At 55.5% G+C, this 16,364-nt stretch carries 19 protein-coding genes and 1 tRNA gene; 5 read left to right on the top strand and 15 right to left on the bottom strand.

Annotation, left to right across the window (positions count from 1 at the left end):
• Positions 1-122: 122 nt before the first annotated feature.
• The 5 genes from ACRBB0_RS06370 (at position 123) to ACRBB0_RS06350 (ending at position 6,032) form a co-directional block, all read left to right on the top strand.
• The gene (locus ACRBB0_RS06370) at positions 123-1,661 is read left to right on the top strand and encodes a sugar ABC transporter ATP-binding protein (RefSeq protein WP_431373571.1); all 1,539 of its coding nucleotides are present in this window, start codon (positions 123-125) and stop codon (positions 1,659-1,661) included.
• Complete coding sequence (locus tag ACRBB0_RS06365) at positions 1,658-2,677, top strand: ABC transporter permease (protein WP_431373570.1); 1,020 nt, start codon at positions 1,658-1,660, stop codon at positions 2,675-2,677. The genes ACRBB0_RS06370 and ACRBB0_RS06365 overlap by 4 nt, the downstream gene beginning before the upstream one ends.
• Positions 2,678-2,774: 97 nt before the next feature.
• Positions 2,775-3,731, top strand: coding sequence for a substrate-binding domain-containing protein (locus ACRBB0_RS06360; RefSeq protein ID WP_431373569.1), 957 nt, complete (start codon positions 2,775-2,777; stop codon positions 3,729-3,731).
• A 92-nt stretch (positions 3,732-3,823) separates the two neighbouring features.
• Positions 3,824-4,882 (top strand): sugar phosphate isomerase/epimerase family protein, encoded by a 1,059-nt coding sequence (locus ACRBB0_RS06355; protein WP_431373568.1) that lies wholly within the window; start codon positions 3,824-3,826, stop codon positions 4,880-4,882.
• Between the two features lies 1 nt (position 4,883).
• The gene (locus tag ACRBB0_RS06350) at positions 4,884-6,032 is read left to right on the top strand and encodes a Gfo/Idh/MocA family protein (protein WP_431373567.1); all 1,149 of its coding nucleotides are present in this window, start codon (positions 4,884-4,886) and stop codon (positions 6,030-6,032) included.
• Between the two features lie 93 nt (positions 6,033-6,125).
• On the opposite strand, the gene ACRBB0_RS06345 is transcribed toward ACRBB0_RS06350, so the two are convergent.
• The 15 genes from ACRBB0_RS06345 to ACRBB0_RS06275 form a co-directional block, all read right to left on the bottom strand.
• Positions 6,126-6,202: transfer RNA gene (locus ACRBB0_RS06345), tRNA-Arg, on the bottom strand.
• A 133-nt stretch (positions 6,203-6,335) separates the two neighbouring features.
• A complete protein-coding gene (locus ACRBB0_RS06340) occupies positions 6,336-7,556 on the bottom strand; it encodes a cysteine desulfurase (RefSeq protein WP_431373566.1) in 1,221 nt (406 codons plus the stop codon).
• Positions 7,549-8,130, bottom strand: coding sequence for a YIP1 family protein (locus ACRBB0_RS06335; protein ID WP_431373565.1), 582 nt, complete (start codon positions 8,128-8,130; stop codon positions 7,549-7,551). The genes ACRBB0_RS06340 and ACRBB0_RS06335 overlap by 8 nt, the downstream gene beginning before the upstream one ends.
• The gene (locus ACRBB0_RS06330) at positions 8,130-8,618 is read right to left on the bottom strand and encodes a YIP1 family protein (RefSeq protein ID WP_431373564.1); all 489 of its coding nucleotides are present in this window, start codon (positions 8,616-8,618) and stop codon (positions 8,130-8,132) included. Before ACRBB0_RS06330 ends, ACRBB0_RS06335 begins: the two co-directional genes overlap by 1 nt.
• Before the next feature lie 28 nt (positions 8,619-8,646).
• Entirely contained in the window at positions 8,647-9,927 is a 1,281-nt protein-coding gene (locus ACRBB0_RS06325; protein ID WP_431373563.1) for a SufB/SufD family protein, read from the bottom strand.
• Complete coding sequence (gene sufC, locus ACRBB0_RS06320; RefSeq protein WP_431373562.1) at positions 9,927-10,682, bottom strand: Fe-S cluster assembly ATPase SufC; 756 nt, start codon at positions 10,680-10,682, stop codon at positions 9,927-9,929. Before sufC ends, ACRBB0_RS06325 begins: the two co-directional genes overlap by 1 nt.
• Positions 10,683-10,704: 22 nt before the next feature.
• The gene (locus ACRBB0_RS06315; RefSeq protein WP_431373561.1) at positions 10,705-11,244 is read right to left on the bottom strand and encodes a hypothetical protein; all 540 of its coding nucleotides are present in this window, start codon (positions 11,242-11,244) and stop codon (positions 10,705-10,707) included.
• Positions 11,228-11,824 (bottom strand): hypothetical protein, encoded by a 597-nt coding sequence (locus ACRBB0_RS06310; RefSeq protein WP_431373560.1) that lies wholly within the window; start codon positions 11,822-11,824, stop codon positions 11,228-11,230. Before ACRBB0_RS06310 ends, ACRBB0_RS06315 begins: the two co-directional genes overlap by 17 nt.
• 105 nt (positions 11,825-11,929) lie before the next feature.
• Positions 11,930-12,241 carry a heavy metal-binding domain-containing protein gene (locus ACRBB0_RS06305; protein WP_431373559.1) on the bottom strand — a complete coding sequence of 104 codons (312 nt, stop codon included), beginning with the start codon at positions 12,239-12,241 and terminating at the stop codon, positions 11,930-11,932.
• The gene (locus tag ACRBB0_RS06300) at positions 12,238-13,035 is read right to left on the bottom strand and encodes an FkbM family methyltransferase (protein ID WP_431373558.1); all 798 of its coding nucleotides are present in this window, start codon (positions 13,033-13,035) and stop codon (positions 12,238-12,240) included. The genes ACRBB0_RS06305 and ACRBB0_RS06300 overlap by 4 nt, the downstream gene beginning before the upstream one ends.
• A 15-nt stretch (positions 13,036-13,050) precedes the next feature.
• A complete protein-coding gene (locus ACRBB0_RS06295) occupies positions 13,051-13,254 on the bottom strand; it encodes a hypothetical protein (RefSeq protein WP_299924876.1) in 204 nt (67 codons plus the stop codon).
• Positions 13,255-13,269: 15 nt separating this feature from the next.
• Positions 13,270-13,452 carry a hypothetical protein gene (locus ACRBB0_RS06290; protein ID WP_431373557.1) on the bottom strand — a complete coding sequence of 61 codons (183 nt, stop codon included), beginning with the start codon at positions 13,450-13,452 and terminating at the stop codon, positions 13,270-13,272.
• Positions 13,453-13,480: 28 nt separating this feature from the next.
• Complete coding sequence (locus ACRBB0_RS06285; RefSeq protein ID WP_431373556.1) at positions 13,481-13,759, bottom strand: hypothetical protein; 279 nt, start codon at positions 13,757-13,759, stop codon at positions 13,481-13,483.
• A 24-nt stretch (positions 13,760-13,783) separates the two neighbouring features.
• Positions 13,784-15,304: a Fe-S cluster assembly protein SufB gene (sufB, locus tag ACRBB0_RS06280; protein WP_431373555.1), complete on the bottom strand. Its 1,521-nt coding sequence runs from the start codon at positions 15,302-15,304 to the stop codon at positions 13,784-13,786.
• A 14-nt stretch (positions 15,305-15,318) separates the two neighbouring features.
• Positions 15,319-16,362 (bottom strand): cysteine desulfurase family protein, encoded by a 1,044-nt coding sequence (locus ACRBB0_RS06275; RefSeq protein ID WP_431373554.1) that lies wholly within the window; start codon positions 16,360-16,362, stop codon positions 15,319-15,321.
• Positions 16,363-16,364: the final 2 nt, after the last annotated feature.

Raw genomic sequence — 16,364 nt, 5'->3', positions numbered from 1 at the left:
CCGAACCTCCGTTAGAAAACCTTTTCATACTCAATGTAAAGGTTTACATAACTTGTGAAAACGTTTACCAAACCAACATCCGGGGGAAAATGTGACCGGACCATGGGGAGGAGAAACGCACAATGCCTGACGGGCAATCTGATATCTTTGCGCCAATACTATCGGCAGATCGGATCAGCAAAAGCTTTGGCCCGGTCCCGGTGCTTTTTTCGATCACAATGGATATTCGCCCGGGCGAAGTTCACGCTCTTATTGGTGAAAACGGTGCTGGAAAATCGACCTTTATGAAAATCTTGTCTGGCCTATACCCCCCATCCTCGGGGCGTATCCTATTAGATGGTCAGGAAACGATCCTGCCTGCTGATGGACAGGCCGAAGAACTTGGGATTGTTCTCATTCACCAAGAACTCAATCTTGCCGAGCAAATGACTGTCGAAGAAAACATTTTTCTTGGGCGTGAATTCACGAAAAACGGGGTGCTTCAACGCTCGGAAATGCGTAAAAAAGTGGCCGGATTGTTAAAGGATGTTGGCCTAGACATCGCACCCGGGGATCGGATTAGCGATCTGGCCATTGCCCAAAAGCAAATGGTCGAGGTTGTAAAAGCCATTTCCCGCGACGCGCGCATACTCATCATGGATGAACCAACCGCAGTTCTCACGCAAGCTGAAACTCGGCTGTTTTTCAGGCAAATCGAAAAGCTGAAAACCCGCGGTGTTGCAATTGTTTTCGTCTCGCATAAACTGGCCGAAGTCAAAGAAATCGCCGACCGCGTCACAATTCTGCGCGACGGCCAGTGGATCGACACCAAAGACGCGCAACATTTGACCCCCGACGCCATGGCGCAAATGATGGTCGGGCGTGAGCTCTCTGATCTGTATCCGCCGATGCACGAAGCCGACGTCGATGCACCGATGGTCTTACGGGTCGAAAACCTAAACGCCGGGCCGGTGCAAGATGTCAGTTTCGGGTTGCGCAGCGGTGAAATTCTCGGTTTTGCCGGATTGATCGGGTCTGGTCGCAGTCAGGTTTTCGAAGCCATTTGTGGGCTCGCACCCATCACAAGTGGCGAAATTTTCGTCGATGAAAAACGCGTCGATCTACAATCCGTCGCCCAAGCCCGTGCCAAGGGCCTCGCCTATCTCACCAAAGATCGGAAAGAAAAAGGCCTGCTCCTCGGGCAAAAAATGCGCCCGAACCTGACGCTTTTTGCGCTCCCGAATTTTGTCAAAAACCTTTGGCTCGACACCAAAGCCGAAGACAAGGCGCTGACACGCGCGATCCGCCGTTTTGACATTCGCGCCCGCGACCCTGACACCTTGGTCGGCAACATGTCGGGCGGCAATCAGCAAAAGCTTTTGCTTGCCAAAATCATGGAAACCGATCCCCGCATTGTCATCATTGATGAACCGACGCGCGGCATTGATGTCGGGACCAAACAGCAAATCTACCACTTTATCGCCGCCCTCGCCGCCGAAGGGGTCTCCGTTGTCGTGATTTCTTCGGAAATGCCGGAACTGATTGGCATGTGCCACCGGGTTCTGGTGATGCGCGAAGGGCAGATCACGGGCGAACTTACGGGCGATAGCATCAACGAAACCACCATTATGCGCTTTGCTGCCGGGCTCAACGCTGACTTGAAACACAAGGGGCAGGAATGAGCACCGTGATGACCGAAACCGACAAATCCACCAAGCAAATAAGCTTTGATCTGAAAACAGCTGGCCCTGCTGTCGCGCTTTTAATCCTCTGTGTGATCGGGTTTCTTCTGAACCCTGCCTTCCTAAGCGAAGGCAATATCACCAATCTTCTGACCCGCTCAGCCTTTATCGGAATTATCGCTGTGGGCGCGACTTTTGTGATCACAGCGGGCGGTATTGATCTGTCCGTCGGCTCCATGGCCGCTGCAATTGCGGGTGTGATGATCATCACCATGAATGCGGCGATCGATACGATGGGTGCAGGCGTGGCAACGGTGTTGCTTGGCTGTGGGGTTTCAATTTTGCTCGGCATCGGTGCCGGTTGGATCAATGGTGCGCTGACCACCAAGGGCAAGATCGAAGCCTTTATTGTCACGCTTGGCACCATGGGCATTTACCGCTCGCTCGTCACTTATTTCGCTGACGGGGGCACGTTGTCGCTGAATTTTGACATTCGCGGCACCTATCGCCCGGTCTATTATGACAGCTTTCTGGGTTTGCCCATTCCGGTCTGGGTGTTCATCGCGGTCGCCATCTTGGGCTGGCTATTGCTCAACCGCACGGCCTTTGGACGCTATTGCACCGCCATCGGATCCAACGAAGCGGTCGCAAAATACTCCGCCATCAAAGTCGACCGGATCAAAACACTGACTTACGTCATCCAGGGGTTCTGCGTCTCGCTTGCCACAATCATCTATGTGCCACGCCTTGGATCAGCGTCCTCATCCACCGGTGTGCTTTGGGAGCTCGAAGCAATTGCGGCGGTTATCATCGGTGGCACGGTCCTCAAAGGCGGATATGGCCGCATCGGCGGCACCATTCTGGGGGCACTGATCCTGACCACCATTGGTAATATCTTGAATTTCACCGACATGATTTCGAACTACCTCAACGGCACGATGCAGGGGCTGATCATCATTGTGGCGGTCTTCTTGCAACGCGGCGATTGGGGGAAATCCCGCAAGTCCCAAGATTAAGCCAATCCCCGAATAAGGGCCCTGCCCCTTTCAAAACGACCAAGACCGGAGACACCGGACAGGGAAGGTGTGTCCATTCAAAATGGGAGGAGAAACCATGAAACTTAAAGCACTTAGCGCAATCGCGTTGACCAGTGTTATGGCACTTTCGGGGGCCGCAGCCTGGGCCGACGACAAGATCAAAATCGGGGTGAGCTACCCGACCCCGACCCATGCTTGGGCCGCTGGGATGAATTGGCACGCTGAACAGGCCGAAAAGCGGCTCGAAGCGCAATACCCAGACGTCGATCTGATTCTGATCAACTCTCCCGATCCATCGGCACAGGCTTCGGCGCTCGAAGACCTTGTTTCAGTTCACAAAATCGACGCGCTTGTTGTTTTGCCATTTGAATCCGAACCACTGACCGATCCGGTGTTGAACGTCAAAAAATCTGGCGCTTTGATCACTGTTGTTGATCGTGGCCTGTCTCAGCCCGGTATCGAAGATATCTATGTTGCGGGCAACAACCCGGAATTGGGCCGTGTATCAGCAGTTTACATGAAGGGGCGTCTCAAGGATGGCGACAATATCGTTGTCCTGCGCGGTATCCCGACCCTGATCGACAACGAACGATTTGACGCCTTCATGGCCGAAATCGAAGGCTCTGGCATCAATGTTCTGGACCACAAACACGCCAACTGGAACCGGGACGACGGTTTCGAAGTCATGCAGGATTTCCTGTCCCGCTTCCCAGATATTGATGCGGTTTGGGCGCAGGATGACGACATCGCGATTGGTGTTGTGGCCGCGCTGAAACAGGCTGGTCGTGATGGTGATGGTATGTTCGTTGTCGGCGGTGCCGGCATGAAAGAAACCATCAAAGGCATCATGGATGGCAATGAATTGGTCCCGGTTGATGTGCTTTATCCGCCGTCAATGATTGCAACCGCGATGGATGTTACCGTGGCCTCGTTCAAATCAAACGGTCCGGTTGCCGGCCGCTATATTCTTGGCGCGACCCTGATCACCCAAGAGAACGCAGCCAGCTTTTATTTCCCTGACTCTCCGTTCTAAGAGGTTGGGAAATAACGGAAAGGGGCACTCCCTGGGTCGCCCGGACCTTCGCCCCTTTCCACCTTTTGTACATTTCAGCAGGGATCAAAACCATGAAAACGATCAAAGGCCCCGCCCTGTTTCTGGCGCAGTTTGCAGGCGATGAAGCACCGTTCAACAGCTGGGACAGCATCACAAAATGGGCCGCCGAGTGCGGCTACAAAGGCGTTCAACTCCCAAGCTGGGATGGCCGCTTGATTGACCTGTCCAAGGCTGCGTCTTCCCAAGATTATTGCGATGAACTGGCCGGTGTCGCGCGCGAAAACGGCGTTGAAATCACCGAATTATCGACCCATCTTCAGGGCCAATTGATCGCGGTGCACCCCGCCTATAACGAAGGCTTTGACGGGTTTGCCGCCCCAGAGGTGCGCGGAAATCCCAAGGCTCGCCAGGAATGGGCGGTTGATCAGGTCAAACAAGCCCTCACTGCCAGTCGCAACCTGGGCATCGATGCCCATGCGACCTTCTCAGGTGCGCTGGCCTGGCCCTATCTCTACCCATGGCCCCAGCGCCCCGCCGGTCTGGTTGAAACGGCCTTTGACGAATTGGCTGCACGCTGGACACCTATATTGAACCACGCAGATGAGATGGGGGTTGATGTCTGCTACGAAATCCACCCCGGCGAAGACCTACATGACGGCGTGACGTTTGAAATGTTTTTGGAACGCACTGGCAATCACACCCGTGCAAACATGCTCTATGATCCCTCGCACTACGTCCTGCAATGCCTTGATTACATTGACAACCTCGACATCTACAAGGACCGCATCAAGATGTTCCACGTCAAAGATGCCGAGTTCAACCCAACCGGTCGCCAAGGTGTTTACAGCGGATATCAGCCGTGGGTTGATCGCGCAGGGCGCTTCCGTAGCCTCGGCGACGGCCAGGTCGATTTCAATGCGATCTTTTCAAAATTTGCCGCGATGGATTTTGACGGTTGGGCCGTCGTCGAATGGGAATGCTGCTTGAAGCACCCCGAAGATGGCGCGCGTGAAGGCGCACAATTTGTCAAAGACCACATCATCCGCGTCACTGAAAAAGCCTTTGACGATTTCGCAGATGCGGGGAGCGACGATGCCGCCAACCGCCGGATGCTCGGAATAGGAGAGTGACATGAGGTATCAACCCCCTATCACATTGGGAATGGTCGGCGGTGGCAATGACGCCTTTATCGGGGCTGTTCACCGCATCGCCGCCCGGCTCGATGCGCAATATACATTGGTCGCAGGTGCCTTGTCCTCAACACCGGACAAAGCCCGCGCCTCAGGGGCCGCCCTTGGCCTCGATCCGGCGCGTATATACGATGATTTCAACGCCATGGCGGCGGCTGAAGCCGCCCGCGAGGATGGCATTGATGCGGTCGCAATCGTAACCCCCAACCACATGCACTACCCCGCCGCCAAGGCATTTCTGGAACAAGGCATCCATGTCATTTGCGACAAGCCGATGACCTCGACCCTTGAAGATGCACAGGCATTGCTGGAAGTGGCAGAACGCGCCAACGCCTTGTTTGTGCTGACCCATAACTACACCGGTTACCCGATGATCCGACAGGCACGGGACATGGTTGCGCGTGGTGAATTGGGCGATCTGCGCGTCATTCAGGTGGAATATCCGCAGGATTGGCTTACCGAAGCGATTGAAAATACGGGGCAAAAACAAGCTGGCTGGCGCACAGATCCCGCACGTTCCGGCGCAGGTGGGGCCATCGGCGACATCGGAACCCATGCCTTTAACCTTGCCGGTTTCGTCACAGGGCTTGAGGTCGAAAAGCTGTCTGCTGACCTGCACAGCTTTGTGCCCGGTCGTCAATTGGATGATAATGCACATATCATGCTGCGATATGCGGGCGGCGCGCGCGGGATGCTCTGGTGTAGCCAAGTCGCACCGGGCAACGAAAACGCGCTCAAACTTCGGATCTACGGGAGTAAAGGCGGTCTGGAATGGGCCCAAGAAGATCCCAATTACCTGTGGCACACCCCGTTTGGCACCCCCAAACGCCTGCTCACTCGCAATGGCTCCGGTGCCCAAGACAGCGCGACCCGCGTTTCCCGCATCCCAGGCGGCCATCCCGAGGGTTATCTTGAAGGGTTTGCAAATATATACACTGAAGCCGCGTCCGCCATTCGCGCCTTCAAAGCCAATGAGCCCCTGCCGCAAGACATCGCCTTTCCTACGGTACGGGATGGCATCGCCGGCATGAAATTCATCTCGGCTTGTGTTGCCTCAAGCAAACAAGACAGCGCTTGGATTAGTCTCTGACGTCCTGGCCTTGTCGCCAAATATCGTTGCAATGCATAAAACAATAACCCCGGCCAAACCGGGGCCACGCAATATCACGCTGATCAAAGAAATTGGCGCACCTGAGAGGATTCGAACCTCTGGCCTCTGCCTTCGGAGGGCAGCGCTCTATCCAGCTGAGCTACAGGTGCGTACTTCGGGCTTTATAGGCCGGGTCATCGGCCAGCGCAACGCGCGTAACACCCGCAATCCCAAGTTTTTTTACGCCCCAATGGGATGGTGGGCGGGGCGCATCGCCGGATGGCAACAGCGCCAGACCGCCATTTACCCTAACAAATCATGCGCCAGTTCCAGCGCCTCGACCAACTTGTCCACCTCATCACGCGTATTATACATCGCAAAGGATGCGCGGCACGTCGCACTCACGCCCAAATGATCCATCAACGGCCCTGCACAATGATGCCCTGCGCGAACAGCAACACCCTTTTTGTCCAAAATCGTCGAAATATCATGCGCGTGCCCTGCCCCGTCCAAAGTGAACGAAAAGATCGCCCCCTTTCCGGGTGCCTTGCCTTGCACTTGCAACCAGTTGATTCCCTCCAACCGAGAGATCGCATAATCGCGTAAATCTGCCTCATGGGCGGCGATAGCCTCCATGCCGACGCCCATCATATACTCAAGCGCAACCCCCATGCCGATCTGCTGCACAATACCGGGCGTGCCCGCCTCGAACTTCATCGGCGGATCATTATAGCAAACCGCATCTTTGTGGACTTCGCGGATCATGTCACCACCGCCCATAAACGGCTGCATCTCATTCATACGATCGCGCTTCATATAGATCGCACCGGAGGCCGACGGACCATATAGCTTGTGACCGGTTATCGCATAGAAATCACAGCCAATTTCCTCAACATTGACCGGCATATGTACCGCCCCCTGTGAGCCATCGACCAGAACCGGCACGCCCTTTTCCCGCGCCGCCGCACAGATCGTCTTGACGTCAACCGCTGTGCCCAAAACATTCGACATCTGGGTGATCGCCACCAGCTTGGTCTTGGGGCCAATCGCGTCAATCACCTTTTGCGGATCAAGCGCGCCTTGATCATCCACATCGACCCATTTAAGCACAACGCCCTGACGTTCGCGCAAAAAGTGCCAAGGCACGATATTGGCGTGATGCTCCATCACCGACAAAACGATCTCGTCACCGGCTTGCAGATTTGGCATCGCCCAACCATAGGCCACCAAATTGATGCCCATCGTCGTTCCGGTTGTATAAACGATTTCTTCCGGGTCAGATGCACCCAGAAAGCGCGCAACAATCTCGCGCACCGCTTCATATTTTTCGGTAGCCAAGTTGCTCAGATAGTGCAGCCCACGATGCACGTTGGCATATTCTTCGGCATAGCCGCGCGTTACCGCATCAATCACCACCTGCGGTTTTTGTGCACTGGCACCGTTGTCCAGATAAACCAATGGCTTACCGTTCACTTCCCGGCTCAGAATCGGAAAATCCGCGCGGATTTTATTGACGTCATACATTTCCATTAATCCCCGTAGGATCGACCCCGATCAGGGTCAGCAGGATTGATATGGCAAAGGCCATGCCCATCAATCCAAAAACAATTGTGCCAAGCGCCTTGAGCAAACTGCCAAAGCCATGCGCCTCGTCGATAAAATGCAGCAGGATCCAAAAGCCAATGACCGAGGACAGCGACACAGCCAACCCGCCGATAAAAGCCGACACAGGCATCAGGACCAACAGCACAACCTGAACCAACACCCGCAGGGTCTGCATCCAGATCACCAAAATCGCAATATCAGCAACTTGGGCCGTGCCGCTAAACAGCCGCCCGCCCCACAAAAAGGCAAAGATCGTCGCGACCAAAGATCCAGCCTGCAATATGCCATAGACAGACGGTTGCGCCAAAAACCACGGCAAAGGGGCCGGATCCATAAGAACCGCAACGCCGAACAGCAGTGTGTTCAGCACCACAACGAGGGCAAAACAGATCAGCAACGCCTCGCGCGACAGTTTCAGGCCTAGAAGCCAACGCGCCACAAGCCGCGGCTCGGTTATGCTGCGCAACACCAATGTCAGTGCCATTTGTCCCATCACCCAGCATCCTTTTTGTGAACTGCCCGCAGTCCAGCGAACCAGAACCACAAAAAGACAATCCAGCACAAGAGCTTAACAAGCTCGGCCTGCGTGCCCGGCCCGACAAAGCCTGCGACCAGGCCATAAAACAACAACAGCGGACTCATCGCTAGAAACGCCCAAAACAGCGCAAGCCGTGACGCAAAGGGCGTGCCCTGCCCGCCCAATGCACGTGCCATCCAATGGGTGACAAAGCCAACGAAATACAGCCCCAAAGGCAAGCCGAATACAGTGATCACAAAGGTCTTGCCCATGGCCAAGACCAAAGCCTCGCCACCAAGATGGGCCTCTCGTGCCAATCCCGGCCACTGCGCGACAAACATCACAAAAGCCGCTGCCATCACAAAAACCAAGGCACGGTCTTCACGCGGGCCAATCGCCAACAACCGGGCAATCACCTTGCCCGGCCCCCGATATGTCGCGACAATGTCGCTGCTCAGTGCCATATGTCTGCCCGCTTCACTGCGTCCTGTTTCAATCCGTGCGACGCCGCGACAGCCAAGCGTCGGCCCGCGTCAGGATTTCCTCGCGTAGGGCTTCATCTTCGATCTCGTCAACGGCTTCTGCCAAGAAACTCAGTACCAGCAGATCTTGGGCAATCGAATGCGGTATTCCGCGCGATTGCAGATAAAACAGCGCGTCGTCATCTATCGCCCCTGAGGTCGACCCATGCGAACAGGCCACATCATCTGCATAGATTTCAAGCTCAGGCTTGGCGAGGAACTGACTGTCATCGTCCAACAAAAGCGATTGCGAAATCTGGTAGCCATCAGTTTTCTGGGCATCTGGTTTCACCAAAATCTTGCCCTGAAACACCCCGGTCGCCCCGTTGCGCAGCACCTTTTTGAACACCTGACGGCTTTCGCAATTCACCGCATCATGGGTGACAAACACGGTATCATCATGGTGAAAATCGCCGTCGCCCATACAGGCCCCCGCCACATGAGCAAAGGCATCGTCGCCGGTCAGTTCAATCACACATTCGTTGCGTGTCATCACACCGTTTACGGTCAGAGTGAAACTCTTGAACGTGCTTTCCGCGCCAAGGCGGGCAAACATATGCGTCGCTGCGCTTCGCTCATGATCGCGCCCTTGCGTGCGGACATGATGCAGCGCACCGCCATCGGCAATATCGGCCTCAAGGCATTTGTTGAACCGCGCCGCAGCCGGGCCATTTTCAAGCAAAGTCAGGCTGGCACCGCTGTCGACCTTGATCACATGATGCAACATCACATCCGAGCTTTCGCTCTCGTGCTTGTAGATCAGATTGACCGGTTTGGACGGGGTTCCCGTTACGTGGATAAGCAATCCATCGCTGGCAAAGGCCGTGTTCAAAGCCGCTAAAGGCCGCTCCACCGGATCTTGGCCATTCGCTTCAAGAACGCCGTACAAGTCCTTGGCCCAATGTATATCTTTCGCTTCGGCGAGACGATCAACAGTGATCCCTTCCAGGCTCAGATCATCCGATGCATCCGCATCAAACACCCCGTCCACAAAGACAATCTTGAGACGGTCCATATCGCCAAACATCGGCGCTTCGTCTGCCTGATAGATCGCCGCTTTTGGGGCAGCGGCATCAACCAGAAGCGCCGGCTTGGTATATTTCCAATACTCATCGCGCGCATGTGGCAGACCCATGGCATGCACCCGCGTCAACGCATCCTGGCGCGCCGCGGCAGACCAACCACTCTGGGGCATAACAAGCGCGTCGATCCGCGCCTGCGTTGCCTCTTGTTTCACCAAAGGAGCGGCCATTATGCGATCTCCGCCAAGATGTCGGCGTACCCGTTTTGCTCAACCTCAAGCGCCAGCTCGGGCCCACCGGTTTTGACAATACGACCCGCCGCCATGATGTGAACAACGTCCGGTTTGATGTGGTCCAAAAGGCGCTGGTAATGCGTGATCACAAGGAAACCACGGCCCTCATCGCGCAATGCGTTCACACCTTCGGCAACCAGTTTCATCGCATCAACATCCAGACCGGAGTCGGTTTCGTCCAAGATGCACATCTTGGGCTCAAGCATCGCCATCTGCAGGATTTCGTTCCGCTTTTTCTCACCGCCAGAGAAGCCAACATTGACCGGGCGCTTAAGCATATCCGCGTCGATCTTCAGCTCCTTGGCCTTAGAGCGCACCAGCTTCAGAAAATCTGCCGCTGACATCTCTTCTTCGCCACGCGCTTTGCGTTGCGAATTCACCGCGGTGCGCAGGAATGTCATATTACCGACACCGGGGATCTCAACTGGGTATTGAAACGCCAAAAACAGGCCCGCTGCCGCGCGTTCTTCCGCTTCCATCTCCAGCAAATCTTCACCGGCCAGCGTGGCCTCACCATCGGTGACTTCATAGCCACCTTTGCCAGACAGCACATAAGACAACGTCGATTTTCCTGAGCCGTTCGGCCCCATGATCGCGTGCACCTTGCCCGCCTCAACGGTCAGATCAACACCTTTGAGGATTTGCTTATCCTCTTCTTCCAGTTTCACCTGCAGGTTCTTGATTTCCAGCATGTTTTATCCTTCCTCGGCAGCCCTACGGGTTCTGCAAAAACTTAACCACCTGGAACAGTTTTTCCGGTGGAATGGCCATGGGCGTGACGCGAAAATGCGCCATCCGCCCGGTGATTTCGGGTGCGCCGAGGTAATCCTCGACCTTGTGATAATGTTTGCGACCAGTGTAATCGTCAAAAAACAGATCAACCGGTTTGGTCGACAAAAATGCCGTTGCCAAGGCACAGGCCTGACGGAACCGACCATCGACAAGAACCACATCAGGTTGAACAAAATCGCGGCGACGCCACACGTCCAGCGCGTATTTGGGATAGGCGCGCCAATGGGCGTCATCCACCGGATGGCCCCATTCGCGGGTTGGGCCGATATCGACCCAGATCATGTCGACCTGCGTGCCGGAGACTGGCGGATTGGCCGCCAAATAGCCGGTCATCATTTCGGTCCAATCCTTTGCGGATTCGACCGAAAACACCCGTTTGCCGGGCAGTTCGGACGCCATCACGGTGGATCCGCCCGAGCCGTATTCCAAAATTACCTCAGCGCCCTCATAGGCCTGAGACAAAAGCGCCGCCTCCGCGGGTGGTAAAGTTAGTTCTGGCCTTGTCACGACGTTGGTCACTGGCCACCCCCTGTCCGAACACCGTGTCGCCCGGTTTGGGGCCGAAATAGAACGTCATTCCGCGGTAAATCAGCGTGTTTGGATAGGTGCGCGCCTGCGTTTCGGCGACAAACTCCGGTGAGTAAACCGCCGACATCAGTCCCGGTGTCCAGTGCGATAGGTTGTGAAACCCGGTAAACGCGACCAGAAGCCCGAAGGCTTGACAGGTCAGATGCTCTTTGCCATCCAGTTTGGTCACCATACGAATGCCCAAGATGATGATCCCGGCAAACAAAGCGTTCATCGCCAGCTCGCCCAAAGATAAATCTTCGATCGCGGCCCCACCCAGCATGTGATGCACCACCAATCGGACCGCCAGAACGGAAGCTATCCCGCTTAGAAACGCCCAGACAAAGCTCATGGCGTAACTGAGGTTGGCTCTGTAATCCTGCTTGATTGCGGTGCCGTTGCCCCCGGCGCGTGCGTGGTGGTCGCTGCTCATCCGCGTGATGCGGTCTTGAAAATCGGCTCTTTGCCCTGACATGGCCAAATTCCTCATACGTAGTAAAAAATACACGCATGGGGTGTGACGCCAAATGGCGTCGAAAATGTGGCACAGGCCGGGATATTTCAAGAAAATGCATCACGATCAGCCCAGGACCACCGCTGTGCCGCTTGCCGAAACCATCAGCATATTGTTGATCACCTCATAATCGAGATCGACGCCAACAACCGCCGTGGCCCCAAGTGCTGCAGCACGTTCTTCCAACTCACGCAAAGCGGTTTCGCGGGCCTCGCCTAGCTTGGCCTCATAGGCCCCAGAGCGCCCGCCGATGATGTCGGTGATCCCGGCAAAAATGTCGCGAAAGACATTGGCACCTAGGATAGCTTCGCCGGTGACGATGCCCTTATATTCGGCTATTTGATAGCCTTCGACACTGGGGGTGGTGGTAACGATCATGCGGTCTCTCCCACGTATTTCATAAAGAAATTCATGTTGGCGCCATAGTGGCGCACCTCAAATACCGACTGATACCCTCGGGCTGCGCACCAGCCCTGAAACGCCTCGGCATTGGCGTCATCAACCTCAATGAACAGCAATGGTTTGCAACGTTCAACCGTCGCCTCTAGCCCGGTCAAAACTTCCATTTCCATGCCTTCGACGTCGATCTTGATCAGATCGAACTGCTCCTCTTCAAAGAGCATATCCCCAGCATGAACTTCGAGGTTCCCCCCCCGGCCGCGCAACATCTTGGTCCCGCCAAGGTTGCGGTCGTGGCGCTTCATAAACAGCCCGGCCTCGCTTTGCGCCCCAAGGCCAACGCCTAGCGCATCCATGCGGATCACATCCGTCAGGTTGTTTAGAACGATATTGGCCACCAGCGGCGCAAGCGCCAGCGGGTTTGGCTCAACCACAATCACGCTGGCCGCGTCACATTGCGTGGCAAAATAGATCGCGTGATTGCCGACATTGGCCCCCACATCCAAGACTCGCGGCGCTTTGGGAAGATGTTTAGCCACCTTGGCCAAATCCTCGGCCTCAAAGAAATCGCCTTTGCGTTGGGCTTTTTGAACCGGGTCACGGTCAAAATTCGAACAAAACGTCAGATCATGACCACCGATGCGCAGCCGCGTGATGTGGAACGGCGGAAACACCAATGGCGCACCACTGTCCAACGCCTCAAGCGCCGCGCCGAGGTCAAAATAATCGGCCCCCGTGCTTTCGGGGGCTGGAATATTGATGGTGCCACTCATACCGCGTTCCTAACTTTACTTGCGCCAACCGAACCGGTCGGCCAGATGGGTCACACCCTTGGCCAGAAAGATTCCGGAAATCACCCCCCCGGCAACGGCGAAAACAGGGTTGAAATGATCGGTGCCATAACGCGCCCAGAACATGCCAATCGCCCCGCCCAGAACCGGCAAGCCATAAGGCAGGAAATCCCAGATACCGCCTTTGTTGAAATCAGACATCGCCGTCTTCCTTTCTTAATTCTCGCCGCGCCATTTCTGGACCAGTTGCGCAATCGTGCTTCCCAAGAACCCGGAAATGAACGAAATCACCACCACCGCAGTCATCGACAATTGCACCGCCACTTGGCTCACCATCACCGAAAACCCGGCACAGAAGATACCGGTTAGGATCGCGGTGGTGAGCAGGGTTTTCAGCATGTGTTCCAGTCTCTTTTTATCCACTCGGTCATTTGGCCAAACTCGTGCTTATCGCAATGGTGAACAAAACCGCGCTCATGAAGCAAATTGCTCCTGGTCTTTTGCTGGCCTCCCAGCGGCGGTCTAACCACGTCCCTTGAACATCCGGATTTTGAAGTGTCTTCGTGAAATCCCACACATACCAAAAAGCAGGAAAGGCAAACGCGAGCAGAACCACATCCCCGTAGGGAGCACGACCATAAGCAACAATCAAACTGGCAAGTAAACCAATGCAAATTGCGATCATGTATGACATGACGTTGCCCATGCGACGTGCCCTTTCCGAAGCGACTTACCCCACCGACCCTTCCAGCGAAATCGCCACCAACTGCTGCGCTTCCATCGCGAATTCCATCGGCAGCGCTTGCAGCACTTCCTTACAGAACCCGTTCACAACCAAGGCCACCGCCTCTTCTTCGTCCATGCCGCGCTGGCGGCAATAGAACAGCTGGTCGTCATCCACCTTGGATGTGGTCGCCTCATGCTCAACCCGTGACGAGTTGTTCTTGACCTCAATGTACGGCACCGTGTGCGCCCCACATTTGTCGCCAATCAACAGGCTGTCACATTGGGTATAGTTGCGCGATTCCTTCGCCTTAGGATGCATCGACACGAGACCGCGATAGGTGTTCTGAGCAACGCCCGCCGAGATCCCCTTGGAGACGATCCGCGATTTGGTGTTCTTGCCCAAATGCACCATCTTGGTGCCGGTATCGGCCTGCTGATGGTTGTTGGCGATTGCGATGGAGTAAAACTCACCCTGAGATTCCTCACCACGCAAAATGCACGACGGGTATTTCCATGTCACAGCCGAGCCGGTCTCAACCTGCGTCCACATCACCTTGGAACGATCGCCTCGGCAATCGGCACGTTTGGTAACAAAGTTATAGATGCCACCCTTGCCGTCTTCGTCACCGGGATACCAGTTCTGAACGGTTGAGTATTTCACTTCGGCGTCTTCTTCGATGATGATCTCAACCACAGCGGCGTGCAGCTGGGCTGTGTCACGCTGCGGCGCGGTACAGCCTTCGAGATAGCTCACATAAGAGCCCTTGTCGGCGATGATCAGGGTGCGTTCGAACTGACCAGTGTTTTCCGCGTTGATGCGGAAATAGGTCGACAGTTCCATCGGGCAGCGCACGCCCGGCGGCACGTAAACAAACGACCCATCCGAGAACACGGCGCTATTGAGCGTCGCATAGAAGTTATCCGAAACAGGAACCACGGTGCCGAGATATTTCTTGACCAGCTCAGGATGCTCGCGGATCGCTTCCGAGATCGAGCAGAAGATCACACCAGCCTTTTTCAGCTCGGCCTGAAAGGTAGTGCCAACGGAGACGGAATCGAACACCGCATCAACCGCAACCTTGCGGCCTTCGGCGGGCATGTCTTCGGCCCCTTCAACCCCGGCCAAAATCATCTGCTCCTTGAGCGGAATGCCGAGCTTCTTGTAAGTTTCCAACAGCTTGGGGTCGACATCATCAATCGACTTGGGTTTTTCGGCCATGCTTTTGGGACGGGCATAGTAATAGATGTCCTGAAAGTTGATCTCAGGGTACTGAACCATCGCCCAATCCGGCTCGACCAGCTTTTCCCAACGCGAAAACGCCTGCAGGCGCCATTCGGTCATCCACTCTGGTTCATCGTTCTTTTCAGAAATCAGACGCACGATATCTGGGTTCACGCCCTTTGGCGCGTATTCCATTTCGATCTCGGTGTCCCAGCCGTATTTATAGGTACTGACAGCCGCAACCGCATCCACCGTTTCCTGATCGACACCGTCTTTGACGACCACTTCTTCTTTAGCTGTCATCCCATTTCCTTCTCTCATGCGGCCCGTTCGCAGTGCCGCTTGTATGCCTTTAGCCACGCTTGCGCGAAACGTGTCACATCTTGCTCGGAAGTGGTGGGCCCGAGGCTCACCCGGATCGCAGATTGCGCGACCCCTTCGTCATATCCCATTGCGGTCAGCACCCGGCTGGCCCGCACTTTGCCGCTCGAACAGGCGCTGCCTGCACTGATGGCAAACCCCGCGAGATCCATTTGCATGACCTGCGTTTCCCCCTTCCAGCCTGGAACGGCAAAACACGCGGTATTTGGCAAACGAGTCGCGGATTTCCCGACAAAAATAGTCTCTTTCGCCTCAGCCGCAATAGTTGATTCTAGAATGTTTCTAATTTCATTGGTCTGGGTCCAAACATCCACGTCCAAATCCCGCGCCGCCGCCTCTGCCGCAGCGCCAAAGCCGGCAATTCCAATCACATTCTCGGTCCCGGCACGACGCCCCATCTCCTGACCACCGCCTTTGAGATGGGCCGTCAGATCGGTGCCGCGTTTGATCACCAAAGCCCCAATCCCTTTGGGCCCGCCAAGCTTATGCGCCGAAATCAACGCCATCTGGCACCCCAGCCAATTGAACGCCACCGGGATTTTGCCAAAGGCCTGCGTCGCATCCACAACCGCCAACCCCGCGGGCAGGGTCTGGATCACACCGGTCTCAGAATTCGCCAACTGCAAAACCGTTTGGGCAGGATCATCAACCGCCACCTGCCCCTGCGCATCAACCGACAGCTTTGCGTCGATCCATGCGCCAACCGCGTCATGCTCAATATCTGCGCCAACCAGATCACGACCGGCACAAGCCAAAGCCGCCGCCTCAGTCGCGCTTGAGACAAAGATGACATCCGCACCATCGGCCCCAAACGCCGCCGCCACCTGCGCGCGCGCCTTTTCAATCAGCGACTTGGCCGCGCGCCCTTCGCCATGCACTGACGACGGGTTGCCGACCACATCCATGGCGGCAATCATTGCGGCCCGCGCCTCATCGCGCAGCGGTGCGGTGGCATTCCAATCAAGATACACGCGACTCATAG

The organism is Pelagimonas sp. (genome assembly GCF_050633425.1).
GTDB lineage: Bacteria > Pseudomonadota > Alphaproteobacteria > Rhodobacterales > Rhodobacteraceae > Pelagimonas.
This window is presented reverse-complemented; position numbering and strand designations above follow the sequence as displayed.

Coding starts and splice junctions, on each gene's coding strand:
- ACRBB0_RS06290 (WP_431373557.1), bottom strand. CDS start 13,452: ATGCTGAAAACCCTGCTCACCACCGCGATCCTAACCGGTATCTTCTGT.
- ACRBB0_RS06305 (WP_431373559.1), bottom strand. CDS start 12,241: ATGATCGTTACCACCACCCCCAGTGTCGAAGGCTATCAAATAGCCGAA.
- ACRBB0_RS06330 (WP_431373564.1), bottom strand. CDS start 8,618: ATGGCACTGAGCAGCGACATTGTCGCGACATATCGGGGGCCGGGCAAG.
- ACRBB0_RS06365 (WP_431373570.1), top strand. CDS start 1,658: ATGAGCACCGTGATGACCGAAACCGACAAATCCACCAAGCAAATAAGC.
- ACRBB0_RS06275 (WP_431373554.1), bottom strand. CDS start 16,362: ATGAGTCGCGTGTATCTTGATTGGAATGCCACCGCACCGCTGCGCGAT.
- ACRBB0_RS06310 (WP_431373560.1), bottom strand. CDS start 11,824: ATGTCAGGGCAAAGAGCCGATTTTCAAGACCGCATCACGCGGATGAGC.
- ACRBB0_RS06295 (WP_299924876.1), bottom strand. CDS start 13,254: ATGTCTGATTTCAACAAAGGCGGTATCTGGGATTTCCTGCCTTATGGC.
- sufB (WP_431373555.1), bottom strand. CDS start 15,304: ATGACAGCTAAAGAAGAAGTGGTCGTCAAAGACGGTGTCGATCAGGAA.
- ACRBB0_RS06350 (WP_431373567.1), top strand. CDS start 4,884: ATGAGGTATCAACCCCCTATCACATTGGGAATGGTCGGCGGTGGCAAT.
- ACRBB0_RS06325 (WP_431373563.1), bottom strand. CDS start 9,927: ATGGCCGCTCCTTTGGTGAAACAAGAGGCAACGCAGGCGCGGATCGAC.
- ACRBB0_RS06335 (WP_431373565.1), bottom strand. CDS start 8,130: ATGGGACAAATGGCACTGACATTGGTGTTGCGCAGCATAACCGAGCCG.
- ACRBB0_RS06370 (WP_431373571.1), top strand. CDS start 123: ATGCCTGACGGGCAATCTGATATCTTTGCGCCAATACTATCGGCAGAT.
- ACRBB0_RS06360 (WP_431373569.1), top strand. CDS start 2,775: ATGAAACTTAAAGCACTTAGCGCAATCGCGTTGACCAGTGTTATGGCA.
- ACRBB0_RS06285 (WP_431373556.1), bottom strand. CDS start 13,759: ATGGGCAACGTCATGTCATACATGATCGCAATTTGCATTGGTTTACTT.
- ACRBB0_RS06355 (WP_431373568.1), top strand. CDS start 3,824: ATGAAAACGATCAAAGGCCCCGCCCTGTTTCTGGCGCAGTTTGCAGGC.
- ACRBB0_RS06340 (WP_431373566.1), bottom strand. CDS start 7,556: ATGTATGACGTCAATAAAATCCGCGCGGATTTTCCGATTCTGAGCCGG.
- ACRBB0_RS06300 (WP_431373558.1), bottom strand. CDS start 13,035: ATGAGTGGCACCATCAATATTCCAGCCCCCGAAAGCACGGGGGCCGAT.
- sufC (WP_431373562.1), bottom strand. CDS start 10,682: ATGCTGGAAATCAAGAACCTGCAGGTGAAACTGGAAGAAGAGGATAAG.